16 protein-coding genes are annotated in these 16,196 nt (G+C 70.5%); 6 read left to right on the forward strand and 10 right to left on the reverse strand.

Going from position 1 to position 16,196, the window contains the following annotated elements; all coding sequences use genetic code 11:
• Positions 1-74 precede the first annotated feature (74 nt).
• From SALPAC4_RS0102960 to hrcA, 4 genes are all read right to left on the reverse strand, one after another.
• Positions 75-437, reverse strand: a complete 363-nt coding sequence (locus tag SALPAC4_RS0102960; RefSeq protein ID WP_019869108.1) for a histidine triad nucleotide-binding protein — start codon at positions 435-437, stop codon at positions 75-77.
• A gap of 56 nt (positions 438-493) precedes the next feature.
• Positions 494-1,228 carry a 16S rRNA (uracil(1498)-N(3))-methyltransferase gene (locus SALPAC4_RS0102965; protein ID WP_019869109.1) on the reverse strand — a complete coding sequence of 245 codons (735 nt, stop codon included), beginning with the start codon at positions 1,226-1,228 and terminating at the stop codon, positions 494-496.
• A gap of 65 nt (positions 1,229-1,293) precedes the next feature.
• Entirely contained in the window at positions 1,294-2,439 is a 1,146-nt protein-coding gene (gene dnaJ / locus SALPAC4_RS0102970; RefSeq protein WP_019869110.1) for a molecular chaperone DnaJ, read from the reverse strand.
• Positions 2,440-2,508: 69 nt separating this feature from the next.
• Positions 2,509-3,531: a heat-inducible transcriptional repressor HrcA gene (hrcA, locus tag SALPAC4_RS0102975; protein WP_019869111.1), complete on the reverse strand. Its 1,023-nt coding sequence runs from the start codon at positions 3,529-3,531 to the stop codon at positions 2,509-2,511.
• A 240-nt stretch (positions 3,532-3,771) separates the two neighbouring features.
• Here hrcA and SALPAC4_RS28205 point away from each other — a divergent pair, with 240 nt between their 5' ends.
• Complete coding sequence (locus SALPAC4_RS28205) at positions 3,772-4,410, forward strand: DUF4870 domain-containing protein (protein WP_223874685.1); 639 nt, start codon at positions 3,772-3,774, stop codon at positions 4,408-4,410.
• 94 nt (positions 4,411-4,504) lie between these two features.
• Here SALPAC4_RS28205 and hemW read toward each other — a convergent pair whose 3' ends face one another.
• Complete coding sequence (gene hemW / locus SALPAC4_RS0102985; protein WP_033664539.1) at positions 4,505-5,728, reverse strand: radical SAM family heme chaperone HemW; 1,224 nt, start codon at positions 5,726-5,728, stop codon at positions 4,505-4,507.
• Between the two features lie 18 nt (positions 5,729-5,746).
• Between hemW and SALPAC4_RS0102990 the strand changes: the two genes are divergently transcribed.
• Entirely contained in the window at positions 5,747-6,529 is a 783-nt protein-coding gene (locus SALPAC4_RS0102990; protein ID WP_019869114.1) for an enoyl-CoA hydratase-related protein, read from the forward strand.
• A 195-nt stretch (positions 6,530-6,724) separates the two neighbouring features.
• The gene (locus SALPAC4_RS0102995; RefSeq protein WP_019869115.1) at positions 6,725-7,585 is read left to right on the forward strand and encodes a hypothetical protein; all 861 of its coding nucleotides are present in this window, start codon (positions 6,725-6,727) and stop codon (positions 7,583-7,585) included.
• A 9-nt stretch (positions 7,586-7,594) separates the two neighbouring features.
• Here the strand turns inward: SALPAC4_RS0102995 and SALPAC4_RS0103000 are convergent, their stop codons facing one another.
• The 3 genes from SALPAC4_RS0103000 to SALPAC4_RS0103010 form a co-directional block, all read right to left on the reverse strand.
• A complete protein-coding gene (locus SALPAC4_RS0103000; protein ID WP_019869116.1) occupies positions 7,595-7,873 on the reverse strand; it encodes a GlsB/YeaQ/YmgE family stress response membrane protein in 279 nt (92 codons plus the stop codon).
• Positions 7,874-8,006: 133 nt separating this feature from the next.
• The gene (gene lepA, locus SALPAC4_RS0103005) at positions 8,007-9,887 is read right to left on the reverse strand and encodes a translation elongation factor 4 (protein ID WP_018738861.1); all 1,881 of its coding nucleotides are present in this window, start codon (positions 9,885-9,887) and stop codon (positions 8,007-8,009) included.
• Positions 9,888-10,081: 194 nt separating this feature from the next.
• Positions 10,082-10,618, reverse strand: coding sequence for a DUF4240 domain-containing protein (locus SALPAC4_RS0103010; protein ID WP_019869117.1), 537 nt, complete (start codon positions 10,616-10,618; stop codon positions 10,082-10,084).
• 211 nt (positions 10,619-10,829) lie between these two features.
• Here SALPAC4_RS0103010 and SALPAC4_RS0103015 point away from each other — a divergent pair, with 211 nt between their 5' ends.
• Together SALPAC4_RS0103015 and rpsT are read left to right on the forward strand one after the other, a co-directional pair.
• Positions 10,830-11,912: a phosphotransferase family protein gene (locus SALPAC4_RS0103015; protein ID WP_019869118.1), complete on the forward strand. Its 1,083-nt coding sequence runs from the start codon at positions 10,830-10,832 to the stop codon at positions 11,910-11,912.
• A 167-nt stretch (positions 11,913-12,079) separates the two neighbouring features.
• On the forward strand, positions 12,080-12,346 hold the full coding sequence (gene rpsT, locus SALPAC4_RS0103020; protein ID WP_018733261.1) for a 30S ribosomal protein S20: 267 nt from the start codon (positions 12,080-12,082) through the stop codon (positions 12,344-12,346).
• A gap of 110 nt (positions 12,347-12,456) precedes the next feature.
• On the opposite strand, the gene SALPAC4_RS0103025 is transcribed toward rpsT, so the two are convergent.
• Together SALPAC4_RS0103025 and holA are read right to left on the reverse strand one after the other, a co-directional pair.
• A complete protein-coding gene (locus SALPAC4_RS0103025; RefSeq protein ID WP_019869119.1) occupies positions 12,457-12,912 on the reverse strand; it encodes a hypothetical protein in 456 nt (151 codons plus the stop codon).
• A complete protein-coding gene (gene holA, locus SALPAC4_RS0103030) occupies positions 12,909-13,889 on the reverse strand; it encodes a DNA polymerase III subunit delta (RefSeq protein ID WP_019869120.1) in 981 nt (326 codons plus the stop codon). The genes SALPAC4_RS0103025 and holA overlap by 4 nt, the downstream gene beginning before the upstream one ends.
• Before the next feature lie 698 nt (positions 13,890-14,587).
• Between holA and SALPAC4_RS0103035 the strand changes: the two genes are divergently transcribed.
• Positions 14,588-15,793 carry a glycosyltransferase 87 family protein gene (locus tag SALPAC4_RS0103035; protein ID WP_019869121.1) on the forward strand — a complete coding sequence of 402 codons (1,206 nt, stop codon included), beginning with the start codon at positions 14,588-14,590 and terminating at the stop codon, positions 15,791-15,793.
• The last annotated feature ends 403 nt before the right edge of the window (positions 15,794-16,196 follow it).

Genomic DNA, 16,196 nt, shown 5'->3' on the forward strand with positions numbered 1-16,196 from the left:
TCGTATCGGGTCAACCGCCGCGGCACCTCGCCCAATTCCCCTGCCGGCCACCGGTCGGCCGGTCCGCACGGCCGTCAGCCGGCGTTACCGGTCAGCATCGGCCCGAGCGGCGCACCACCGAGCAGGTGCGCGTGGACGTGGAAGACCTCCTGGCCGCCGTACGCCCCGGTGTTGAAGAGCAGCCGGAAGCCGTCACCGAGCAGCCCCTCCTCCTCGGCCACCGCGGCGGCGGTGGCGAGCACCTCAGCGGCGAGCCCCGGGTCCCCCTCCGCCAGGGTGGCCACGTCGGCATAGTGCTCCTTCGGGATCACCAGCACGTGCACTGGAGCCTTCGGACCGATGTCACGGAACGCGAGGGTTGTCGGAGTTTCCCGGACAACAGTGGCGGGAATCTCACCGGCGACGATCCGGCAGAACAGACAGTCAGTTGTGCTCACCGGAGCAGTGTAGGGAAAGGCTCCGGTCGCCGCCGCCCAGAGCGGGAGAACCTGCGCTACCAACGGCCAAGACGGGCAGCGAGCACTGCGAGCGCCGCCACTCCGGCGGTGGAGGTACGCAGCACCGACGGGCCCAGCCGTACCGTCCGGGCTCCGGCTTCGGTGAAGGCGGCCAGCTCGGCCGGGGCAACGCCGCCCTCGGGGCCGACCACCAGCATGATCTCGCCGCGGTCTGGCAGCTCCGCGGTGACCAGACGCTCCTCCGCCTGCTCGTGCAGGACGAACGCCGCCGCAGCGCCGGCGATCCGGCGGGCCACCTCGGAGGTGGCTTCGGCCGGTGCGCCGGTCACCACCGGCAGCCAGGCCCGCCGGGCCTGCTTCGCGGCCTCCCGCGCGGTGGCGACCCACTTCCCCCGGGCACGTGCCCCCCGGTCGCCCCGCCACTGGGTGACCGAGCGCGCGGCCGTCCAGGGCACGATCGCATCCACCCCGACCTCGGTCATCGCCTGCACGGCCAGCTCGCCCCGCTCCCCCTTGGCCAGCCCCTGAACGACGACGAGCTGGTGGGCGGGGGCGGCCAGATGGTCCCGGGAGGTGATCTGAAGGTCGAGCACGCCCTTTCCCACCGCCGTGACCACGGCGGCGGCCGTGCCACCACGGCCGTCAGCGAGCAGCAACTCCTCGCCGGCTCGCAACCGCTGCACAGTCGCGGCGTGATGCCCCTCCGGCCCGTCCAGGGTCGCCGTCTCGGCGGTGGGCAACGACTCGACCAGGAACAGCGGCGCGGACACGGTGCCAGGCTAGCGGCCGTCCCGGCGTCCCGGCCCGCAGGCCTGGGACACCGGGACGGGTCGAGTCAGGCGTGGCCGTTGAAGGCGTCACGCATCCGAGAGAAGAAGCCGCCCTGCTTGGTCAGCTCGGCGACCTCCTCGCCCCGGGTCTGGGCGAACTCGCGCAGCATCTGTTCCTGATCGGCGTCCAGCTTGGTCGGCGTCCGCACGTCCAGGTGGACGAACAGATCACCCCGGCCGGTCCCACGCAGGTGCGGCACACCGCGGGCGCGGAGCCGCAGCATGCTGCCGGGCTGGGTACCGGGCTTGACGTCCACCGGCTCCTCGCTGTCCAGCGTCTTGATGGTCAGGCGGGTGCCGAGCGCCGCCGTCGTCATCGGGACAGCCACCCGGCAGTGCAGATCATCGCCCTTGCGGGAGAAGACATCGTGCGGGCGTTCGTGGATCTCCACGTAGAGATCACCTGCGGTGCCACCGCCAGGGCCCACCTCGCCCTGCTGGGCCAGCCGAATCCGCATCCCGTCCTCGACCCCGGCGGGGATCTTGACGGTCAGCGAACGCCGGGTCCGCACCCGGCCGTCCCCGGCACAGGTGGGGCAGGGGTTCGGAATCGTGGTGCCGTAGCCCTGGCAGGCGGCACACGGGCGAGCCGTAACCACCTGCCCAAGGAAGGTGCGCTGCACCGACTGCACCTCGCCCCGCCCGCCGCACGCCTCGCAGCTCTCCGGATGGGTGCCGGCTGCGGTGCCCGCACCGGAGCAGGTGGTACAGAGCACGGCGGTGTCGACCGTGATCGGTGCCTCCACGCCGAACGCGGTCTCGGGCAGGTCCAGTTCGAGGCGCAGGATCGCGTCGGAGCCCGGCCGGGTGCGGGGGCGCGGCCCTCGCCCACCGCCGCTGGCGGCCCCCCCGAAGAAGGCGTCCATGATGTCCTGGAAGCCGACGAATGGACCGGCTTCGCCGGGTCCACCCGGGCCGCCACCCCCACCGCCGGGGGCGAGCGGGTCGCCACCGAGGTCAACGATCTGCCGCTTCCGGTCGTCGGAGAGGACCTCGTACGCGGCGTTGATGTCCTTGAACTTCTCTTGCGCCTCCACGTCCGGATTCACGTCCGGGTGGTACTTGCGCGCGAGCTTGCGGTAGGCGCGCTTGATCTCGTCGTCGGAGGCTTCCCGGCTCACGCCGAGGATGCCGTAGTAGTCCTTGGCCACTGCGTTCGGTGTCCTCATGTTCGTCTCGCTTGCGCCGACCGCCGGCCCGATCCGGCCGGACGGTAATGCCTAGTTCTGGGCCAGCAGGTCGCCCACGTAGCGTGCCACGGCCCGAACCGTGGCGATGGTGCTGGGATAGTCCATCCGAGTCGGCCCGACCACTCCGAGACCACCCAGGATGGTCACCCCCGGTCCGTAACCGGTGCTCACCACGGAGGTAGCGCGGAGATTGTCGATTTCGTTCTCGTCGCCGATCCGGACGCGCATCGCGCTCGGCTCGACCTCCCCGATGAGTTTGAGGAGGACCACCTCCTCCTCCAGTGCCTCCAGGATGGGGCGCAACGACCCCTGGAAGTCGAGCAGGCCACCGCGGGTGAGATTGGCGGTGCCGGCGAGGGCGATACGCTCCTCGTGCCGCTCGACCAACGTCTCCAGCAGGACGGTGGAGAGAGTGACCATGGCCGGTCGCAGCTCCCCGCTCACCTCGTCAACCAACGCCTGCACCAGCGGCGGCGTGTCGGCGAGCCGGGTACCGACCAGCCTCTCGTTGACCAGCTGACGCAGATCGATCACGTCGTCTGGGGGGATCGGCCCGGGTAGCTCGACGAGCCGCTGCTCGACCCGACCCGTGTCGGCGATCATGACAAGCATCAGCCGGGTGGTGGAGATCGGCACCAGCTCCAGGTGCCGAACCGAGGACCGGGCCAGCGACGGGTACTGCACGACGGCGACCTGCCGGGTCAGCTGGGCCAGCAGCCGGACCGTGCGGTGCACCACGTCGTCGAGGTCGACCGCGCCGACCAGGAAGCGCTCGATCGCCCGGCGCTCGGCCGGGGTGAGCGGCTTCACCCGGGAGAGCCGGTCCACGAAGAGCCGATAGCCACGGTCGGTGGGCACCCGGCCCGCGCTGGTGTGCGGCTGCTGAATGTAGCCCTCCTCCTCCAGGACCGCCATGTCGTTGCGGACGGTCGCTGGAGAGACCCCGAGTTGGTGGCGCTCGACCAGCATCTTGCTGCCGACGGGCTCCTGCGTGGCGACGTAGTCCTCGACGATCGCGCGCAGCACCGCTAGTTTGCGGTCGTCGAGACCCATCCTTCCCCCCTCCTCCCACAGCGCGTCGGCCGTCGAGGCGCTTCCTGGCACTCGACTCTAGCGAGTGCCAGTCTACGTCGGCACGCCCGGCAACGCGATGATCAACAAATATCGAGCGCCGTCAGCGAATGATGACGCTGGGCCTGCTGCCCGATCCGACGACCCCGGCCTAACGTGATCATCTGGACAGCCGGGGGCGGCGCACTGGGGCTCGTGGTCCGCTGCGCCTACGGTGACCTCATGACGGAACCACCTCGCCCTCCCACCGGCGGAGAGCCTGGGCCAGCCGGTCCGGGCCCCGACGACCCCACCACCCCGATGCCCGGAACACCCGACCCGGGTAGCTTTCCGCCACCGGGCAGCTACCCACCCCCCGGCGCCATGCCGCCGCCCGGCGGCTACCCACCCGGCGGCGGCTACCCACCCAGCGGTGGATACGGCCCACCCAGCGGTGGATACGGCCCACCCAGCGGCGGCTACCCACCCGGCGGTGGATACGGCCCACCCGGCGGCGGGTACGGCCCGCCCAGCGGTTACGGAAACAGCGGGGACCGGATGTGGGTCCTCGGCGCGCACCTCGGCGGCGCGGTCGGCGCACTGATCAGCTTTGGTCTGTTCGGGTTCATCGCCCCACTGGTCGCCTACCTGGCCCGCGGCAACCAGTCACCGACCGTCCGCGCGCACGCCCAAGCGGCGCTCAACTTCCAGATCACCTGGTCCTTGATCGCCTTCGTTCTACTCTTCGTGGGCGTGTGCCTGCTGTTCCTGCCGAACTTCGTCGCAGTGGCGATCCAGATCGTGTTCGGCATCATCGCCGCCCTGCGGGCGAATGAGGGCCGGCAGTACCGCTACCCGATGTCGGTCAACCTCATCAAGTGAAGCCCGACTGGCCGGATCCCGACTGACCGGGCTCCGGCCGGCCGGCTCCGCTGCTGCCCGGTCCCATCGCCGTCGCGGTCCACGCCGGCGCCGATCAACCGAGCAGGTCCCGCACCACCGCGTCCGCGAGCAGCCGACCGCGCAGGGTCAACACCGCCCGACCGTCGCCGTACGCCGCCTCGGCCAGCAGACCGGCCGCCCGCGCCCGATCGGCACCGGCGCGACCGGCGGGATCCAACACGTCCAGCGGCAGGCCCGCGGCGAGCCGGAGCCGCAGCATGACGTCCTCCAGGTGCGCCTCGTCGGCGGTCAGCACCTCCCGGGCCAGGCCCGGCGACGCCCCCGCCGCGAGCCGCTGTGCGTACGCCGTGGGGTGTTTGACGTTCCACCAGCGCACCCCACCGACGTGGCTGTGCGCCCCCGGGCCGAGGCCCCACCAGTCGCCGCCGGTCCAGTACAAGAGGTTGTGCCGGCACCGGGCGGCCGGGGTCCGCGCCCAGTTGGAGACCTCGTACCAGGAGAACCCGGCGGCGTCGAGGGCCGCCTCCGCGGCCAGGTAACGGTCCGCGGCGACGTCGTCGGAGGGCTGTGCCAACTCGCCCCGCCGCACCTGGGCCGCGAGCCGGGTCCCCTCCTCCACGATCAGGGAGTACGCGCTGACGTGGTCCACCCCCGCGGCGACCACCTCGTCGAGCGAGGCGGCGAAGTCGGCCGAGCTTTCCCCCGGCGTCCCGTAGATCAGGTCCAGGTTGACGTGGTCGAACCCGGCCTCCCGGGCCTCCCGGGCGGCGGCGACGGCGCGGCCGGCGCTGTGCCGCCGGTCCAGGATCGCGAGCACTCCGGGCGACGCGGACTGCATGCCCAGCGAGATCCTCGTGTAGCCGGCGGCCCGCAGCGCGGCCAGGGATCGCGGCGTGACCGACTCCGGGTTGGCCTCCGTGGTGATCTCCGCGTCGGCGGCCAGCCCCCAGGTGCGGTCGATGGCGTCGAGGATCCGGGCGAGGTCCGCGGCGGGCAGCAGAGTAGGGGTGCCACCGCCGACGAAGACCGTGTCGACCCGGGGCGGAGGGTTCTCGCGCAGCACCCGGGCGGCCAGCGCGAGTTCGGCGAGTACGGTGTCGGCGTACTCCTCCCGGCTGGCGCCACCCCCCAACTCGGCGGACGTGTAGGTGTTGAAGTCGCAGTACCCGCACCGACTGGCGCAGAAGGGGACGTGGACGTACACGCCGAACCCCCGCGTTCCCACCGAGGTCAGGGCGGTTGTGGGCAGCGATCCATCCACCGGGATGCGCTCGCCTTCTGGTAGGACACCGGGCATGGCCACTAGTGTGCCCGCATGACCTCTCCCGACGCGCTGGTGCGGGCCGCCACGGCCGGCGGGGTGACCACCCTCACCCTGAACAGCCCACACAACCGCAACGCGCTCTCCACCCCGCTGATGACCCAGCTGCTCGACGGACTCGCCGCGGCGGTCGCCGACGACACCGTACGCGCGGTCGTGCTGGACCACTCCGGGCCAGTCTTCTGCTCCGGTGCCGACCTGAAGGAGACCGCCGCCGCGTACGCCAGCGGCACGGTGCCGGCCGGGATGCTCGGTGACGTGCTCGCGGCCGTAGTGGAATGCCCGAAGCCGGTGGTGGCGCGGGTGGCCGGGCCGGCACGAGCCGGCGGGCTGGGCCTGATCGCCGCGGCCGATCTGGCGATCTGCGCCCGGGAGGCGACGTTCGCCTTCACCGAGGTCCGAATCGGGGTGATCCCGGCGGTGATCTCGGCGACGGTGCTGCCCCGACTGCGGCCCCGCGCCGCGGCCGAGCTCTACCTGACCGGGGATACCTTCGACGGGCAGCGGGCCGCCGAAGTCGGTTTGGTCACCACGGCGGTGCCGCTGGCGGAGTTGGACGCCGTGGTCGCCCGCTACTGCGATTCGCTGGTCCGGGGCGCACCCGGCGCACTGGCCGGGGCCAAACAGCTGCTCCGCCGCCCCGCCGCGACCGATCTGCGGGGCGAACTCGCCGACCTGGCCGCCCTCTCCACCAACTACTTTCTCTCCGCGGAGGGGCTGGAGGGCGTCTCGGCATTCCGGGAGAAGCGGCCGGCGAGCTGGGTACCGGGCGAGTAACGGGCTTTTCTGGCCGGACCGGCACGGCGGTAGGCCCGGGTTTCTGGGCGGCTCGGCACGGGAAGTCGGTGACGCCCACCGCCGCCTCGACCGACCGGCAGCCGACCGACCGAACGCCCGGGCAGCGCCGCCCCGGCTGCCCGGCGGCTCACCGGGACACGGGGCTTACGCTTGTCGGACTCGTCGAATCAGGGGGTGCAGGTGCGGATTCGGGCAGTCGTGGCGACTGGCATCGTTCTGGCGCTCGTCGCCATGGTCGGGCTCTTCGTCACCTTCCGGCATATCGCGGATGGACTTCGGCTCCCGTTCGCCGGGCGGAGCTGCACTGTGCAGGCAGACGGCCAGGTCGAGCTGGATGCCGGCCAGATGGCCAACGCGGCGACGATCGCGGCCATCGGGGCGCAACGCGGCATGCCGGAACGGGCGGTGGTGGTGGCGCTGGCGACCGCGTACCAGGAGTCGGGGCTGCGCAACCTGGCCGGCGGCGACCGGGACTCGGTGGGCCTGTTCCAGCAACGGCCCAGCCAGGGCTGGGGCTCGCCAGCCGAGATCCGGGACCCGCGGTACGCGACGAACACCTTCTACGCCGCGCTGGCGAAGGTGCGCGACTGGGAAGAGATGCGGGTGACCGACGCCGCCCAGACGGTACAGCGCTCGGCCTTCCCGGAGGCATACCAGAAGTGGGCCGACGAGTCGGAGGTGCTGAGCCGGGCCCTGCTCGGTCAGGCCAGCGGAGCGGTGGCCTGCGCCGTCAACGACGATCCGCAGCACCGAGGGGCCGCGGCGACCGCGGCGCTGGCCCAGGGGCTCGCCCTGGACTGGGGGCTCGCCCCCGAGGCCGCGGCGGCCGGCCCGACCCAGCTGACCGTGACCGTGGACGACGAGCAGGGCGGCTGGCGGTACGCGCACTGGTTGGTGTCACACGCCCAGGACAACGGGGTCCAGCTAGTGCACTTCCAAGGGCTGCGGTGGACCGCGGAGGAGGGGGTCTGGACCCCGATAGCCGGCAAGCAGAGCCCCACCCGAGTGATCGCCGAGGTCCTCGACGCCCCCTGAGGAGCCGGATCACCGGCGGGCGCTGCCACCGTGCCAGCCCACGCGCGCCACCACGGCCACCGCGATGGCGGCGAAGACAACCTGGAGCAGCAGCTGACGCCAATCGAATCCGTCGGCTTCGGCGAAGCCGACGGAGCGAGCGACGATCGCCCCGAGCAGCGCGGCACCGACACCGATCAACAGGTGCAGCCAGCCCGGCATGTCCTGCCGACCCGGCACGACCAGCCGACCCAGCGCCCCGACGATAAGACCGACGAGCAGCGTGGTGAGGATGCCGGAGACGTCCACGGTCGTTCTCCTCTGCCGGGAAGGGCGAGTCCGGTGTGACCGGCGGCGGTGTGCACCGTTCCCGACCTGAGAAGCCTCAAACCGCCCGCCTATGGCCAGACGCGGGGTGCCCGCTCCGCCGCGGCAGCCGTACTCACTTCTTACCGGACGTCTTGCCGCCGCCCCCGGAGTCCGAGGAGAGCGCGGCGATGAATGCCTCCTGCGGCACCTCGACCCGGCCCACCATCTTCATCCGCTTCTTGCCCTCCTTCTGCTTCTCCAGCAACTTGCGCTTCCGGCTGATGTCACCGCCGTAGCACTTCGCCAGGACGTCCTTGCGGATCGCGCGGATCGTCTCCCGGGCGATCACGCGACTGCCGATCGCCGCCTGGATCGGCACCTCGAACTGCTGGCGGGGGATCAGGGAGCGCAGCTTCGCGGCGATGGTGGTGCCGTAGGCGTACGCCTTGTCCTTGTGCACGATCGCGCTGAACGCGTCGACCGGCTCGCCGTGCAGCAGGATGTCCACCTTGACCAGGTCGGAGGCCTGCTCGCCGGAGGGCTCGTAGTCCAACGACGCGTACCCCTTGGTGCGGCTCTTGAGCTGGTCGAAGAAGTCGAAAATAATCTCCGCCAACGGCAGCGTGTAGCGCAGCTCCACCCGGTCGGCGGAGAGGTAGTCCATGCCGAGCAGCGTGCCCCGGCGGCCCTGGCAGAGCTCCATGACCGCGCCGACGAAGTCGTTCGGGGTCAACACCGTGGCGCGCACCACCGGCTCATACACTTCGGCGATCTTGCCGGTCGGGTACTCGCTCGGGTTGGTGACCACGACCTCCTCGCCGTCCTCGTTGATGGCCCGGTAGACCACGTTCGGCGCGGTGGAGATCAGGTCGAGGTTGAACTCCCGCTCCAGCCGCTCCCGGATGATCTCGAGGTGCAGCAGGCCGAGGAAGCCGCAGCGAAAGCCGAAACCGAGCGCACCGGAGGTCTCCGGCTCGTAGGTCAGGGCCGCGTCATTGAGCTTGAGCTTGTCCAACGCGTCCCGCAGGTTCGGGTAGTCCGACCCGTCGATCGGGTAGAGGCCGGAGTAGACCATCGGCTTCGGGTCCTTGTACCCGCCGAGCGGCTCGTCCGCCGGCCGCGCGTTGATGGTGACGGTGTCACCGACCCGGGACTGCCGGACATCCTTCACGCCGGTGATCAGATATCCGACCTCGCCGACACCGAGGGCGTCCGCCTTGACCATCTCCGGGGAGATCACCCCGATCTCCAGCAGTTCGTGGACCGCACCGGTGGACATCATCTTGATCCGGTCCCGGGCGTTGATCTGCCCGTCAACCACCCGGACGTAGGTGACCACGCCCCGGTATACGTCGTACACCGAGTCGAAGATCATTGCTCGGGCCGACGACTCCGCCACACCGACCGGCGGGGTGAACTGCCGGACGATCTCGTCGAGCAGGTGCGGCACGCCGTCGCCGGTCTTGCCGGAGACCCGGATGCAGTCCGCCGGATCGCCGCCGATCAGGTGGGCCAGCTCCTCGGCGTACTTCTCCGGCTGCGCCGCCGGCAGGTCGATCTTGTTGAGCACCGGAATGATGTGCAGATCGTTCTCGAGCGCCAGGTAGAGGTTGGCCAGGGTCTGCGCCTCGATGCCCTGGGCGGCGTCGACCAACAGGATCGCGCCCTCGCAGGCCGCCAGGGAGCGGGAGACCTCGTAGCTGAAGTCAACGTGCCCGGGGGTGTCGATCATGTTGAGCACGGCGCTCTCGCCGGCCCGCTCCCCCTCCCGAATCGCCCACGGCATCCGGACGGCCTGACTCTTGATGGTGATCCCGCGCTCCCGCTCGATGTCCATCCGATCGAGGTATTGCGCCCGCATCTGCCGGGGGTCGACCACCCCGGTGAGCTGCAGCATCCGGTCGGCCAGGGTCGACTTCCCATGATCGATGTGGGCGATGATGCAGAAGTTCCGGATACGCGCCGGTTCGGTGGCACCAGGAGTGTTCGCGCCGGAATCGAGCGTCGGTGGCACAGCGGTCCGTTCTGGTCGACTGACGTTGAGCGGGCCGGCGCGGCACCGGCCCCCTCTATGCTCCCACGCCACGCTCGCGGGTCCGCTGCGCGGGCAAACCCGAGCACGCCCCGCCGACGAACCGGGCCTCCTCAGCGGCAGGCCGGGCTGCTCGCCCGACAGCCAGCGGATCACTAGTAACTGGACGAATCCGATTATTCGCCTGGTGGCTCGACGAAGAGGGCGGCGAGCTTCGGGAGCCGGCGGCGAGCCTCATCCGCGTCGTCGAAATCCCAGAAGTCATTCAGGTCCGGCACCGGAACTGGGTCCCGGTCCGCCGGCAGCTCGGCCGCGGTCGCCTTCCGGTACGCCTCCCACGGCACAGCCAACATTCGGGCGCAGGCGAACTCCTCACCCGACAACGATGCGCTCCGCACCGGCGACAGATCGGCCAGCGAGTCCGGCTCGGCGACGGCACGCGCGAACACCTCGCGCCCCTGGGTCATCAGCCAGCCGCGGAAGTCGTGGAAGCCGTCGTCGGAGATCCCTCCGTTGATCAGGTACGCCGCACCCCAGAGGTCCACCTGATGCGAGGCGGCCAGCACCCGGGCCTGATGGCGCGTGTATCCGAGGATCTCCTCCGGCTCCCGCGCCGCGAGCAGGGCCACGGCCCGAACGGCGACCGCGTCCGGCGCTCCCCCGCCCCCGGTCCGGGCCTCGTCAATCAGCTGCCAGAAGTCGTCGGTCCGCATGGCCCGCCAGTCTTCCAGAACCCGCCGGGCACGGACGTCCAACCACCTTCCCGAACCGCCGGGCAGAGACGTCCAACCACCATCCCGAACCCGCTGGCCACGGCGGGCCGACGGCATCGGCCGTTCCTACGTCGACACGTTGCCTGCTTTGCCCGGTGGGCTGGCAAATCCGTACGACACTGGAAAGATGCCGAGTTCACCCCCGCGCCCCGTGACCACCCGCCGGCCCGGCTGGTCCGACCTGCCAGTGGGTCTGCGGGCAGCCCTCGCCGACCGCCTCGGCGCCCCCGTGGTCGCCACCCGCATCGCGACCGACGGCTTCACCCGAGGCTTCGCCGGAGTGCTCTCCGCCGCCGACGATGGCCGGGTTTTCGTCAAGGCCGCGCCCCGCGACTCCCACCTGGCCAACTGGTACTGGCAAGAGGCCACGGTCCTGGACCGGCTCCCACCCGGGCTGCCGGCACCCCGAACCCGCTGGACGCTGGCGGAGTCCGGCTGGTTCGCCGTCGCCCTCGACGTGGTTGACGGCTATCCACCCGGACAGCCGTGGGAGCCGTCGGAGCTGACCAGCACCCTGACCGCGTACGCGGAGGTCGCCGCCGCCCTGGACCCACCGCCCAGCGACCTCGCCGCGCTCAACCCGCCGCACCTGGCCGAGCTGGCCCAAGCCGACATCCTCCGCTGGGGTGACGTGGCAGCAGGCCGGGAGCCCGTTCCGCCACTGCCGGCCGGGCTCGAGCAGCGGCTGCCCGAACTGGTCGGGCTCGAGTCCCGACTCCCGGGGTACCTCGCCCCGGCGTCCGGATTGATCCACGGTGACCTGCGGCCGGACAACGTGCTACTCACCGCGCACGGGCAGGTGTGGTTCTGTGACTGGACCTGGCTCTGCCGCGGTCCGGCCTGGTTCGACCTGGTCACGCTCCTCCTCGGGGGGCAGGCCGTGGAGCAGCAGGAGGTCACCGTCGCGGCGCTGGCCGGGACCGGCGGCGCAAGCTCCCCGACCGAGCCCGCGACCTCCCCCTTCCCGGAGTCCGTCTCTCCCTTCCCGGAGTCCGCCGTCGGAGCCGCACCAGCCCTGACCACCGATTGGCTGGACGCCGCCTTCGCGGCCCACCCGACTGCCGCCGATGCCCCGCCGGATGCCCTGGATGTCACGCTGGCGGCGCTGGCCGGCTACTTCCTCACCACCGCGGCCACGGTTCCGGAGACCGCGACCGAGCAGCTCGCGGCCCACCAGCGCCGCAGCGGCGAGTACGCGCTCGACTGGCTCGCCCGTCGCCAGGGCTGGAGCTGAGCCCCGCCGGATGGAAAGCTCCGCCGCCCCGCACCGGGAGCGTTGGTGGTTGGGAGGCGGCTTTTGGCGCTGCCCGAGCCACCTGATAGCCTGGCACTTCGCGCGACGATGACGCATGCTCGCCGCGCGGATGCAGACCAACCCGAGCTATCAGACGAGGCTGTCGCGTGGCGAACATCAAGTCCCAGATCAAGCGCAACCGGCAGAACGAGAAGCGCCGGCTGCGTAACAAGTCGGTCAAGTCGTCGCTGAAGACCGCGATCCGCAAGTTCCACGAGGCCGCCGAGACCGGCGACGTGGATAAGGCGACGGTTCTCATGCGCGATGCCGCTCGCAAGCTGGACAAGGCGGCCAGCAAGGGCGTCATCCACGCCAACCAGGCCGCGAACCGCAAGTCGGCTATCGCCAAGCGCGTGGCGTCGTTCTCCGCCTGACCCGGCCACACCAGGTTAGGACGAAACCCCGGCCCGATCCGGTCCGGGGTTTTGTGCTGCCCGCCGCAGGGCTTCAGATGCTGACTTCGGCAGCGGTCGCGCCGCCGAGGTCAGCGCTCGGCTTGGGGCGCTCCGGTCGGGGGCAACTCCCGCGCTGCGGCCGAAGCCAGTTCCCCGGGACGCCCGGGAGCGGACCTTACGACGACGCCGGGCACGCTGTGCCAGATCCAGCCAACCCGCGCGGTGCCGACTACCGGCTCCATCTGGTGGCGAAAGCGGTCCCGCTCCTGGTCGGGCACGAGCGCCGCGGAGCGGACGACCCGCGCCGCCACCACGTCGTTGATTTTCACCATCACCGCAACCATCGCCGGCAGCACCAGCACAGACCACCAGCTGACCAGTTCAGCGAGCGCCAGTAGCGCCGCCAGCGCGACAGCCCCCTCGAAGAAGACGAAGCAGAGCACCCCACCGGGGTTGACGAACCGCAGCCCCAGGAGGCGGGCGTACAACGGCCGGTAGCGCTCCTCCTCCGCCACCAGGGTGGCCCAGGACCTCGGTCCGGTCACCGGCCGCCGCCCTGCCGCGCCGCTGCCACCGAGAAGACGGCCCGCTCCAGCGCGTACGCCCGGTCGTCCGAGCCCCCCTTCACGGCCGCGTTGCACTCGGCCGCGGCCCGCATGGCCTGCACCAGCCCTTCCGGCGTCCAACCGCGGCTCTGCCGCTGCGCCCGCTCAATCTTCCAGGCCGGCATGCCGAGAGTGCTGGCCAGTTGGTAGGGGCTCCCCCGCCCGGCGGAGGCGACCCGGGCCACGGTACGGACGCCGTCGGCGAGCGCATCAGCAATGGGCACCGGGTCAACACCGACGTGCAGCGCCCAACGCAGGGCCTCCAACGCAGCCGGCACGTCGCCCACCATCGTCGCATCGGCGACGGTGAAGCCAGACACCTCGACCCGCCCCCGGTAGTACCGGGCCACCGTCTCCGGGCTGATCTTCCCGTCGGTGTCGGCCAGCAACTGCGAGCAGGCGGCGGCGAGCTCGCGCAGGTCATTACCGACCGCCGCGATGAGCGCCTCGGCGGCGGAGTCGGTACACCGACCACCGGCCCGCCGGAACTCGTCGCGGACGAACGCCACCCGCTCCCGGTGCCCCTTCAGTCGGGCAGCCGGAACAACGGTCGCGCCGGCCGCCTTCAGTCCGTCCGCGAACGCCTTGCCCTTGGCCGCACCGAGGTGGAGCACGACCAGCTGCACCTCGGGGTCGGGGTTCTTCGCGTAGGCGAGCAGGGCCGCCGCCAGATCCTTACGCGCGTCCTGGCCGGACCGCAGGATCAGCAGCCGCCGTCCGCCGAAGAGCGACGGACTAAGCATCTCCGCGATCTCACCGACAGTTAGGGAGCCGGCTTGATATTCGCGGACGTCCACCTCCGGATCCACACTCCGACTCTGGGCGACCGCCTCGGTGACCGCTCGAGTAGCGAGAAGTTCCTCGTCACCGAGGACGAGCAGAATCGGGGGGAGGCTGGCGGCGGTCACGCCGCCCATATTCGCATGGTCAGCCGAGCACGCCAGCCCGGTCGCCCGCCCTCCGATGTCAGAGCCCGCACTCAGCGCAAATCACAACTTTTACGCTATTACGCCTTTAAACCTGACATACCGAGCGGCTGGGGCGGCTCTCGACGCCCCGAATGACGACGGCAGCGCCACGGAGCACCCGCGGCCAATCACCACCCGAACCCAACACGTCGTAGCCACGGCCCGGCACGTCCAGCAGATGCACGTCCGCAAGGAGCCCTCTTCACCTTCGCCCTCGCCTACGTGGTACTCAACGTAGGTGCTCGGTGACGCCTCGCCCTTGGCTGGCCCGGCGGCGCGGCAGCGACCAGGCGCCAGCTCGGGCAGGAGGCCCAGGGAGCGGGCCACCCGGCTTCGCCCCTCTGTCCCGCGGCCCGCGGCCCGCGGTTGCCTACGACGGCCTGTTGGCCCAGCCCGAGCAGTGGTACGTCCAACCCGCATCGCCACCAGCACCATGCTCGGCCTGATCATCGCCCTACCACCCACAGTGGTAGTCGCGCTACAAATCTTGACAGACCCGGTCATTGGAGTTCATACGCAGCACCGTACTGTTGATGCGCATACCGGTTACTGCCCAGCACCAGGCTGCAGGAGGATGAGTGCGGTTACAGGGTAGACGGGGCATTCAGCTGGGGAAAATCGGGCTGTGGACTGCCGTTACTGCTGTCGTGGCGCTGCAGGTGACCGGAGCGCTGAATCGTCCGGTCCGGGATCGCCTAGCCGACCTCCACGTCTACTGGGGTTCCGTACAGATCCTTTTGGACGGTGGCAGCCTCTACGACTTCGCCGCCTGGAACGACGCTCCCTTCACCTACCCACCGTTTGCAGGCCTGCTGTTCGCGCCCCTGGCACTGATCGCGGAGGACCCGCTACGGATCCTCTGGACCGCAGTGACCCTCGGGGTGGTAATCGGCCTGGCGCTGCTCGTCCGGCACTCAAACGGGTTGCGCCCGGTCCGGCCGGCACTGCGCGTGCCTGTCGTGGCCCTGCTGCTCTTCGGTTCCGCACCAATATCGAGCAACCTCCGCTTCGGGCAGCTCAGTGTGGCACTGGTGGCTTTGGTGCTGGTGGACTGCCTGGGGGTGGTGCCGGCACGCTACCGGGGCGCGCTCACCGGCTTCGCGGCGGCGATAAAGCTCACTCCTATGATCTTTGTGGTGTATTGGTGGGTCTCCGGGCAGCGGCGGACCGCAATCAATGCCATGGCAGCCTTCGCCGGTTGTACCGCGCTAGCTTGGCTGGTCCTGCCGGGCGAATCGGTCCGGTACTGGTTTACCGAGCTTTGGAATTTCGATCGCGTCGGCAACATCGCCACCAGCGGTAACCAGTCCCTGAACGGGGCACTGCTCCGGATGGATGTGCCGGACACCTGGCGTACCGCACTGGCTGCCGTCATCGGCTTGGCCGTGGTGGCGGTGGCACTGGTCCGGGGGTCGCGGGCCTACCGCGGTGGAGACCCGTTCGCTGCCGTGGTAATCATCGGTGCCGCCGGTCTGGTCTTTTCACCGGTCTCCTGGACCCACCATCAGATATGGCTGGTCCTCGCCGGTCTACTCACGGTTGGCGGGCGGCGAGCAAGTTATGCCTGGTTCGCGCTGGTGACGGCCGTCATGGTCCTGCCCGTGACATCGCTCGGGGCGGCGCTGCCGACCGAAGCCCTCACTGGTAATGCTCGTCTCCTTCTCGCGATCGCCGTATCATGTGTGGTCCCGTTCACCGCCCTCAAGGCAGGGCAACCAGACGAAGAGGCAGTCCACCCGGCGGCGCTGCCCGTCAATCAGACCGGACAGCCTCGCTCGCCGTATCCACAAGCAACTCAGGCACCGGCCACCACCACGCAGACCGCGACCGTGAGCAGCCCAGCCGATGGCTAGCAGGCCACGCGGGTTCCGGGGATCGGACACCGTGGCCAACACGTACAGCGATGGAGTTGGGCGGCAGCGTCGACGATCTCGTCCTCGTCGGCGCTGAACTCGCCGGACTCCTTCTGGGCGCAGCGGGACAGGCCCACGGTGGGTTCGCCAGCAAACGCAGCCCCTGCCCGGCCCGCCAGGAGCCGCACCGACGAGGCCCCACATCGCGCAAACCCCGGTCTCCTGCGACATCCGGACCTACATCGTGGTCCGCTTACCCCTCGCCCCCAGGTCCTCGATGACCAGCGGGGACAACCCGAGCAACCGTTCGTTCGAGGCCGTCTTCTATCCCACACAGGAACAACGGCACCCGCCACCCGCTGTCACCACCGAAGGTGAGACGGGCGGACTTTTCGCACAGGCC

The sequence above is a fragment of the Salinispora oceanensis genome, from assembly GCF_000383575.1.
In the GTDB taxonomy this organism is placed as follows: Bacteria; Actinomycetota; Actinomycetes; order Mycobacteriales; family Micromonosporaceae; genus Micromonospora; species Micromonospora oceanensis.